This window comes from Deltaproteobacteria bacterium PRO3 (assembly GCA_030263375.1).
GTDB lineage: Bacteria > UBA10199 > UBA10199 > DSSB01 > DSSB01 > DSSB01.
In genome coordinates this window covers 1-7277 of record SZOV01000126.1, presented here as the reverse complement: position 1 = coordinate 7277, position 7277 = coordinate 1, and the positions used below count along the sequence as shown (strand labels likewise).

At 65.5% G+C, this 7277-nt stretch carries 7 protein-coding genes; all 7 read right to left on the bottom strand.

Annotated features, from left to right (window positions below; all coding sequences use genetic code 11):
• Nucleotides 1-545 (bottom strand): hypothetical protein (locus FBR05_13890; GenBank protein MDL1873267.1); only part of this gene is annotated, 545 nt, incomplete at its 3' end.
• 118 nt (nucleotides 546-663) lie between these two features.
• Entirely contained in the window at nucleotides 664-1086 is a 423-nt protein-coding gene (locus tag FBR05_13885) for an MGMT family protein (GenBank protein ID MDL1873266.1), read from the bottom strand.
• The gene (locus FBR05_13880) at nucleotides 1049-1621 is read right to left on the bottom strand and encodes a UbiX family flavin prenyltransferase (protein ID MDL1873265.1); all 573 of its coding nucleotides are present in this window, start codon (nucleotides 1619-1621) and stop codon (nucleotides 1049-1051) included. The genes FBR05_13885 and FBR05_13880 overlap by 38 nt, the downstream gene beginning before the upstream one ends.
• On the bottom strand, nucleotides 1618-2529 hold the full coding sequence (gene pdxA, locus FBR05_13875; protein ID MDL1873264.1) for a 4-hydroxythreonine-4-phosphate dehydrogenase PdxA: 912 nt from the start codon (nucleotides 2527-2529) through the stop codon (nucleotides 1618-1620). Before pdxA ends, FBR05_13880 begins: the two co-directional genes overlap by 4 nt.
• A gap of 17 nt (nucleotides 2530-2546) precedes the next feature.
• Nucleotides 2547-3512 (bottom strand): hypothetical protein, encoded by a 966-nt coding sequence (locus FBR05_13870; protein ID MDL1873263.1) that lies wholly within the window; start codon nucleotides 3510-3512, stop codon nucleotides 2547-2549.
• Nucleotides 3509-4438 carry a hypothetical protein gene (locus FBR05_13865; protein ID MDL1873262.1) on the bottom strand — a complete coding sequence of 310 codons (930 nt, stop codon included), beginning with the start codon at nucleotides 4436-4438 and terminating at the stop codon, nucleotides 3509-3511. Before FBR05_13865 ends, FBR05_13870 begins: the two co-directional genes overlap by 4 nt.
• A gap of 39 nt (nucleotides 4439-4477) precedes the next feature.
• Nucleotides 4478-7277: transcription-repair coupling factor (gene mfd, locus FBR05_13860; protein ID MDL1873261.1), on the bottom strand; the 2800-nt coding region annotated here is incomplete at its 5' end.

Genomic DNA, 7277 nt, shown 5'->3' with positions numbered 1-7277 from the left:
CCCAGGACCAAAAAACTCGAGGCCAAGTCCCGCCCCAGGACGGGCAGGCTCCAATCCTGCTCGCGGCCGAGCGCGGCGCCCGCCAGCCTCCCGGCCAGGGTGAAGGTCGGCGCCTCGACAGCGAAGCCCGCCAGGCCCGAAATCGCCCGCGCGCCGAAGCCGCGCGTCAGAAAATTCGCCGCGGGGGCCGCGCTCAAGCGGCTCAAGGCGGCCAGGCGCGTGAGGCGAAAGGCCGCTCCGGCCGCGCCCATCGCGAAGAGGGCCGTCGGTTCGGAGGCCTCCTGGGCCAGGCGGCGCAGCAGAAACTCGGCGCGCGGTGAGCCGGGCCCGCGGCCCTCGATGGCATCGAGCCTCGCCTGGGCCCTGCTTTGAATTCCGGGAAAGGCCTCCGCCTCGCGGACCAAGCGCGCATAGACCTCGAGGGCGGTCTCCAGGCGCTGCGCGGCTTCCTGGCGCGCGGCAAAGGCCAAGGCGGCCTCGTAGAAGAGCTCGGGAATAGTCTCGCGGCTAAGGGACTCCCACTCCGCGCGCGCGGAAGGGTCCAACCACCGCCCCCATGCGGGATTTCGCTCACCCAGTTCCAATTGAAACCTCATCCATTCTAAGGAGTTAGACGGAAGCTGATCGTCCGGTGCGGCGGGAAGTTGCCAGTAAAAAAAAATCCTACCAACCGAAGCGCCGATGGATCGAAGCGACGAGGTCCTCGTCCAGCTCCCAGGCCTTGAGCAGGCGCTCGGGGGGCCACCACTGGTGGCGCTTCAGGTCGACGGCGCCCTCCCGGTTGAATTTCAATCCCTCCGCCTCGAGCCGGCGGCGCTGCTCCGGGCCGCTGCCGACCCGGTAGGTCGACAGCTTGCCCTGGGCGTTGATCACCCGCTGCCAGGGCAGGCGGCTTTCGGGACCCAGGCGGAACAAGACGCCGCCCACGATCCGTGCGGCGCGCGGCGAGCCGACCAGGGTCGCCACCTGCCCGTAGGTCAGGACCTTGCCGCGGGGGATCTTGGCGACGACGGCGAGGACCTTCTCGGCGAAGGACTCCCCTTCGGTCTTAGGTGTTCGGGCCTTGCCAGCGGTGGAAGAGCGCATGGGGGATCTTCAACAGGTCGAGGACCTTGCCGACCGTGTGGTCGATCAGGTCCTGGACGGTCTTGGGTTGGTGGTAAAAGGCCATCACCGGCGGCACGACGATGCCGCCCATCTCGGTGACGGCGGCCATGTTGCGCAGGTGGCCTAAGTGCAGCGGCGTCTCGCGGGCGACCAAAATCAGCGGGCGCCGCTCTTTGAGGGTCACGTCGGCCGCGCGGGTGAGCAGGTTGTCGCTTAGGCCGGTGGCTACGGCGGCCAGGGTCCGCATGCTGCAGGGGATCACCACCATCGCGTCGACCGGGAAGGAGCCGCTCGCGATCGCCGCGGCGATTTGGTTATTGGGATAATGGCGGTCGGCCAGCGCCTTGACTTGATCGAGGCTCCAGTCGGGGGCCTCGAAGGCCAGGGTCTGCGCCACCGTGTCGCTGAGCACCAGGTGGGTCTCGACCTCGGGGGTGCCCTTCAGGACCTCGAGCAGTCGCACGCCCAGGATGGGGGCGCTGGATCCGGAGATGCCGACGACGAGGCGCTTCATGAGGGCTCCTTTCGGGCCAGCTCGGCGGCCAGGCGGATCGCCGCCTCCATCGAGCCGCTGTCCGCGACCCCTTGCCCCGCGATGTCGAAGGCCGTGCCGTGGTCGGGGCTGGTCCGGACGAGCGGTAGGCCGAGGGTGACGTTCACGCCGTCCTGAAAATGGATCATCTTGAAGGGGATCAGGCCCTGGTCGTGGTACATGCAGACCACGGCGTCCCATTTTCCCTCGTAGGCCTCGTGGAAGACCGCATCGGGAACCTTGGGGCCGGCGCAGGGAAAGCCGCGCCGCGCCGCCTCGGCGAGGGCGGGGACGAGGATCTCCATCTCCTCGCGGCCCAGCAGGCCGTTCTCTCCCGCGTGCGGATTGAGGCCGCAGACCGCGAGCCTCGGCTCGCGGAGGCGAAAGCGTTCCCGCAGGGCGCGGTAGGTAACCTCGACGGTGTCGAGGATCTTCTCGCGCGTCAGCAGCGCGGGGACGCGACTCAAGGGCTCGTGGATCGTCACCAGGCTCACGCGCAGGCGGGGCCCGGCCATCATCATGACGAATTTTTCGGTCTGGGTTTGAGCGGCCAGGTACTCGGTGTGCCCAGGGAAGGGAAAGCCCGCCGCCTGGACGTGGGTCTTCGAGATCGGCGCGGTCACCAGGGCATCGATCTCGCCGGCGCGCCAGGCCTGCATCGCGCGCTCGAGGTAGGCGACCGAGGCCTGCCCGGCCTCGCGCGGGGTGTATCTTTTTTCGGATTTGGAGACCGCGACGGGCTGCAGCTCGCCGGGCTCAAGCCCGGGCAGCAGTTCAGGATCGCCGAAGACCTTGAAGGCGAGACCGGCTCGGAATTTCGGCAGGGCCTTGAGGATGATCTCGGCGCCGATCCCCAGGGGGTCGCCCATGGTTATTCCGATACGCAGCATTTCGCCGACCCGTTCTGTTAAGAGAAATTCTTGATCTGAACGAAATTCTTGCTCTTGAGCTCGCCGACGTATTTTTCGAGCTCTTCCTGGACCTTGAGCTCGAAGACCTTTTCGCGGATCTGCTCGCGCACCGCCTGGTACTCGTCGCCGGCCAGGGTCTTGCGTTCGATGAGCTTGATGACGTGGATGCCCATCTCGGCGCGCACCGGCTGCCCGACCTCGCCCGGCTTCAGCCCCGAAAGGACCTCGGCGATCTGCGGCGCCAGCTGGTTGACCTGGTAGACCGCCGGCACGGCGGTCTGGGCGTTGACGGAATATTTTTTGCCCAAATCCTCGAAGTTGGAGCCGCCCTTCGCCTTTTGGTAGACCTCTTGGGCCTTCGCTTGGGCGGCGACAAGCTCGGCGTCGCCGGCGACGGGCGCCAAGGGCACGATGACCTGGGCCATCTGGACGCTTTGGAAGTTGGCGAACTTGTCGCTGTTGTCGGCGAAGAATTCGTCCAAGTCGGCGTCGGTCACCTTGACCCGGGGCGCGATCACCGCCCCCATGAACTTGACCTTCTTGAGTTGGACCCGCAGGTCGGCCAGGTACTGGTCGAAGGTCATTCCCTTCTGATTGAGCTGTTGGACCAGCTGCTCCTTGGTCATGCTGTTGCGTTGCATGATGTTGCCCAGGGCCTTCTGCACGTCGTCGTCGGTGACCTGCAGCTTCATCTGCTCCATCTGCTGGTCCAAAAGCTTGTCCGCGATCAGCTTCTCGAGGGCCTGGCTGCGGTAGGACTGGAACTTCTCCTGCTTCATCCCCTTGCCCTCGGCCTTCTTGATCTCCTCGAGGTTGGCGGCCATCAGCTTGTCGACCTCGTAGAGGGTGATGGGCTCGTCGTTGACCACGGCGACGACCCGGTCGACGACCTCGGCCTGGACCCGGGGCGAGAGGGCGGCCAGGGTCAGGGCGGTCAAAAATACGGCGGTGCTTTTCTTCATAAGGTCATCCTCTCCAAAACGTCCCGGTGGATCTCGATCTTGGCCTGGGAACGCAGCCTTTCCAAAAGGGATTTGAGATATTGTTCGCGGGCCCGCTGTTTAAGTTGCAGGAAAATCTTGTTGCTCACCTCGGTCAGGTCCTGGGTCCGGCCGGGGGCCTTCTCTATTACCTTAAAGAGGTGGAATCCGTAAAGACTGGGAATAATCGGGGAAATTTCCCCCGGATTCATCGTGAAACAGACCTCGAATTCCCGCGGAAAGCTGCCTCGGGGAATGAAGCCCAAGTCGCCCCCCTCCCGGCGGTCGGGGGAAAGGCTCAAGTCTTTCGCGAGCTTGGCGAAGTTCTCGCCCTGCCGGAGACGTCTCAGGATGGATTCGGCCTTTTCCTTGGTGTCGGTGACGATCTGGCGGACCCGGACGGACTCGGGGACCTTGAACTCCTCGAGGTGTTCTTCGTAATACTTTTTGACCGCCTCCTCGGTGACCTCCTGGGCCTCGGTCCCGGAGTTGGCCAAGAACTTGGCGACGATGAAGCTCTCGCGCCTCAGCTTGAGCCACTCCTCGTTAGAGACCCCCCGTTCCTCGAGCATCTTTTGGAAGGTGGCCTCGGTGTAGCTGCTCTTGTACTTGAGCAGCTCGTCCTGGAACTCCTCTTCGCTGATGAAGGTGCCCTGGGCGGTGGCCTCCTTGAGGAGGAGCTTGCGGTCGATCAGCTCGTTCAAGACCTTTTCCTTGACCTTCAGGAACTCGGAGCGGGAGTTGAGCTTCTCGGGGGGGAATTTCTCTTTCTCGCGGCGGATGGCCTGTTGCAGCTCGCGGGCGGGGATGCCGGCGCCATCGACGGTGGCGACGGTCTGATCGGCGTCGAAGCGGGCGCAGGCGGAAAAAACCAGGGTCACGACGACGATGAGGCATCTTCTAGCCATGTCCCGTGCCTACCAGAGAGTCCCCTTTTCGAGCAATCATTACCCCTCCACCCTCAACCCCGCCAAAAACTTCTGGATCGACTCAATGGCCGCGCCCTCCTTGCCGGGCTTGAAGTTCATCGCCAGCTCCTGCGGCGCCAGCCAGCGGAAGCGCTCGGGCTCGCGGGCGATGGTCTTGGTCAAATCCTCCACCTGGACCGGGGAATTGGGGTCGAAGGTGAAGACGGCGCGCCGGGCCTCCAGCCGCAGCATCCGCACCCAGGCGCGCCGCGCCAGGGCCTTGACCCGCATGACGACGATCAGATTTTGCAGAGCCTCGGGCAACTTGCCGAAGCGGTCGTGGATCTCCTCGGCCAGGGCGTCCAGCTCGGCCTCGTCGGCGACGCTGGCCAGGCGCTTATAGAGGGTGAGGCGCATCGTCGTCTCGGGGATGTAGTCCTCGGGGATCGCCGCGGAGAGCTTGAGCTGCAGCTCCGGATCCGGGGCCTCGCGCCGCACCTCGCCCTTGACGTCCATGATCGCCTCTTCCAAGAGGCGCGTGTAAAGCTCATAGCCCACCGCCGCGATGTGGCCCGACTGCTCGGGGCCCAGCAGGTTGCCGGAGCCGCGGATCTCGAGGTCGTGGGCGGCGATCTTGAATCCCGAGCCCAGATCCGTGTAGCGCTGCAAGACCGCCAGCCGGGCGCGGGCCCGCGGCGTGATCGCCTCTTGCCCGGGGATCATCAAGTAGGCGTAGGCCCGCAGGTTGGAGCGCCCGATGCGGCCCCGCAACTGGTAGAGCTGGGCCAAGCCGAAGGTGTCGGCGCGGTTGACGATCATCGTGTTGGCCGAGGGGATGTCGAGTCCCGACTCGACGATGGTCGTCGAGAGGAAGACGTTGAACTCGCGGTTGACGAAGCGGATCATGACCTCCTCGAGCTTCCCCTCCTCCATTTGCCCGTGGCCGACCTCGACCTTCGCCTCGGGCACCAAGTCGACCAGCCGTTTCTTCACGTCGAGGATGTCCTGAACCCGGTTGTGGATGAAGTAGACCTGCCCGCCGCGCGAGAGCTCGCGCAGGATCGCCTCGCGGATCAGCTGCTCGTTGTAAGGCGCGACGAAGGTCTGGATCGAGAGGCGATCGACGGGAGGCGTGGCGATGACCGAGAGGTCGCGGATCCCGGAGAGCGACATGTTGAGCGTGCGCGGGATGGGCGTCGCGGTCAGGGTCAGCACGTCGGCCAGCTTTTTAAATTTCTTAATCTTTTCTTTTTGCGCGACGCCAAAGCGGTGCTCCTCGTCGACGATGACTAGTCCCAAGTCCTTGAAGCGGATCTCCTTACCCAAGAGAGAGTGCGTCCCGATCACGATGTCCACCTTACCCTTGGCGAGACGCTCGACGACGTCCTGGTATTGCTTCGGCCGCACCATCCGCGAGAGCATCTCGATCGTCGCCGGAAAGTTCTGGAAGCGCGCCCGAAAGTTCCGCTCGTGCTGCAGGGCGAGGACCGTCGTGGGCACCAGGAGAGCCACCTGCTTGTTGTCGAGCAGGGCGCGGAAGGCGGCGCGCATCGCGACCTCGGTCTTGCCGAAGCCGACGTCGCCGCAGATCAGGCGGTCCATCGGGCGCTCCGCATCCATGTCCTGGTTGACCTCGCGGATCGCGCGCAGCTGGTCGGGGGTCTCCTCGAAGGGGAAGGTCGCCTCGAACTCCTCGTAGAGCACCCCGCCCGGGCTGAAGGCGTGGCCGCGCAGGCTGGCCCGCTCGGCGTAGAGCTGGAGCAGCTCGCCGGCCATAGCCCGCAGGGCCTTGCGCACCTTGGTCTTGCTCTTCTCCCAGTGGCCCGCGCCCAGCTTGTCCAAGCGCGGGATGTGGCCCTCCTGGGCCGCGTAGCGGCTGACCAGGTTGAGGCGGTAGACCGGGAGATAGAGCTTGTCGTTGCCCAGGTACTCCAAGAGGAGAAAATCGTTGGGATGTCCGTCGAGGTTGAGCGTCTGCAGGCCGCGGTAGACGCCCAGCCCGTGCTGCTCGTGGATGATGTAGTCGCCCTCGCTCAGCTCCTCGAAGGTGGTAAAGGCCTCGGCCTTGCGCGGCTCCGCCTTCCGGCGGCGCTGCTTCTCGCCGAAGATCTCCTGGTCGGTGAGCAGCGCCAGGCCCTCGCCTTCCCACAGGAAGCCCCGCGAGAGGTGCCCCTCGCAGACATAAATCGTCGGGGCTTGTTCCTTCAGATCCTGGAATTCGGGGAAGCCGCCCGGCAGATCGCGCAGCCTCAGCTCGGCGCGCTCCAACAGGTCCTGGAGGCGCAGGCGCTGGGAGTGCGTGCCCGCCGCCATCAGTATTCGGGTCCCGCTGCGAAGCCAAGCCTTGAGCCGGTCGATCAGCGGCTTCAGCATCTCCTCGCTCAAGTGGGCGTGCTTGAGCAGGGCGCTCAACTCCTCATGGCCGCGCGTGGCGAAGCGGACCACCTCGGGACCGGCGCTCAACTCGGTGTAGGTCCAGGCCTTGCGGGCCTCGAGCGCCGCTTCGACCTCGTTCCACGCCACGAAGAGCTCCTCGGGGGCGACCACCCGCTCGGTGGTGTGGCTGGCCGCGCGCGCGGCCGCGGCCTCTTTGTGCAGCTCCTCGAATTGGGCGCGCCCCAGCTCGGGCTCCACCCACACCGCCGTCGCGCCGGCCGGCAGGTAGTCGAAGAGGGTCGCGGTCTTTTCGTAGAACAGGGGCAGGTAGGTCTCGAGGGCGGGCGGCGCCATGCGGTGCTTGAGGGCGTCGGTGAAGGGTTCGCGCTCCCCCTTCGGAAGGCCCAGGTCGTCGGCGCGCTCGCGAAAGCGTCGCGCGCCCAAGGCGAGCGTCTCCTCGGTG

Coding starts and splice junctions, on each gene's coding strand:
- FBR05_13885 (MDL1873266.1), bottom strand. CDS start 1,086: ATGCGCTCTTCCACCGCTGGCAAGGCCCGAACACCTAAGACCGAAGGG.
- FBR05_13880 (MDL1873265.1), bottom strand. CDS start 1,621: ATGAAGCGCCTCGTCGTCGGCATCTCCGGATCCAGCGCCCCCATCCTG.
- pdxA (MDL1873264.1), bottom strand. CDS start 2,529: ATGCTGCGTATCGGAATAACCATGGGCGACCCCCTGGGGATCGGCGCC.
- FBR05_13870 (MDL1873263.1), bottom strand. CDS start 3,512: ATGAAGAAAAGCACCGCCGTATTTTTGACCGCCCTGACCCTGGCCGCC.
- FBR05_13865 (MDL1873262.1), bottom strand. CDS start 4,438: ATGGCTAGAAGATGCCTCATCGTCGTCGTGACCCTGGTTTTTTCCGCC.